This is a genomic window from Roseateles sp. P5_B10 (assembly GCF_056400485.1).
In genome coordinates this window covers 1-1,511 of the sequence record NZ_JBFULE010001070.1, presented here as the reverse complement: position 1 = coordinate 1,511, position 1,511 = coordinate 1, and the positions used below count along the sequence as shown (strand labels likewise).

The 1,511-nt window shown below is 67.6% G+C and carries 1 protein-coding gene; it reads right to left on the bottom strand.

The window, feature by feature from the left end; genetic code table 11:
• The coding region (locus AC1DU6_RS30885) for an arabinofuranosidase catalytic domain-containing protein (RefSeq protein WP_477861923.1) at positions 1 to 1,164 on the bottom strand (1,164 nt) is incomplete at its 3' end.
• Between the last annotated feature and the right edge of the window lie 347 nt (positions 1,165 to 1,511).

The window sequence follows — 1,511 nt, the reverse complement described above, 5'->3', positions numbered from 1 at the left end:
GACCAGATTGGCCTGGACGGCGTTCTCGGTCGCGTCCGACGGATAGCCCGACGTCATCGCGCCCTCGTAGAACGTCCCCCGCCCCCCGTTGCTGTTGTCGCCGCCGATGCCCAGGACGATCGCACCCTCCTTGCTCATGGTCGTATACCCCCCGCTCGGGCGCACGCCGTCATAGAAGGTCGACAGCGAGCCGGCCTGTGTGTTGCCGCCGCGGATGGCCCAGTGGTTCGGCTCACCCTTGACGATGGCCGTGACGAATCGGCTGGTGATCGTGGGGTCATTCGCGTTGAGGTGCGGGTCGCGGCCCGAGAACAGGCCGTTCTCCAGGTCCGCCATGATCCAGGGGCCCGGGCCTGCTCCGGTGCCCCAGGCGGACTGGTTGCCGAAGTAGATCGTTTCCATGTGGCCATTGCCGGTGTCGTTCCCGCTCGGCTCGGCATTGCCGTAGTCGAAGCAGCATGCCGAGTTGAAATGCCACCCGTCGAGGGCCGCGTACATGCCTTCGGGCTGGTCGCCCACCGCGATGCCATTGGTGGCGTTGTTGCGGTAGCCGGTTCCTGGTGGGATGAAGACGCCATAGACCTTCTGGCCCGAGAGCGTCAACGGCGCCGCGTTGGCGACAGCGAGATTGTCGTAGCCGCCGGCCGCCGGCCCCTTGAAGAAGCCGGGGGGCGCCTGCGTGAGGTGGTTGTTGCGCCCCGATTGGTCGTAGATGACGCTGATCAGGCAGGTCGTGCCCGCACAGAAGGCGTCCTGCAGCGCCGCGTTGGCGATGCCGCTGGAAAGGGCGGTGACGTCGAGCGTCGCATTGTCCGATTGCCTGAGGACCTGGTACAGCGGACCCGTATAGGTCGAGAGCAGGACCCGCGTCGTGCTGTGCGCCGCGACGCACGGCGTGCCGCCGGCGGCGTAGATGTCGCAAGGCCCCTGCGCAGCCGAAGGCGCAGGCGCCGGCGCAGGTGTAGGGGCAGGTGCAGGTGCAGGGGCAGGGGCGTCGCCACCACCGCCGCCACAGCCCGCCACCAGGGTCGCGGTGACGATGGAGAGAACGGTGAGCTGTTTGCTGTACTTCATGGCGGAAAAGATGTGTGGTTCGTTGACTGTTATGGCGCGGCGGCGCTGATCACGGAGCAGGCATTGGCTCCTGCAGCCGCGGCTGTTCATTTCGTGCACAACTCGCTGATGGCGTTGGGGGCGGTGGCGACGATCAAGCCCAGCCGATAGGGCGGCTCGCCTCAGCCGGCGGCTGGATCAGGGGCTCGCCGGATTTCCATTCGAAAGCGCTGGCCTGGGCCGGCGACCCGCCGCCGACGGCGGGGGCGTCGTGTCGCTGCCTGCGCTGTTGCCGCCGCAACCTGCCAAGCCGACCGCAGGGACGCAAAGTGCGGCGAGTCGTTGACTGAACTTGTTCACAAGGAAAGGGGTCTGGTTCCTTGAAGGGCGGCCAGGGCGCCGCACCATGGCCGCGAGCCAACGGCAGGCTCAGCAGGTCCTTGCGGGCCACCCTTGGG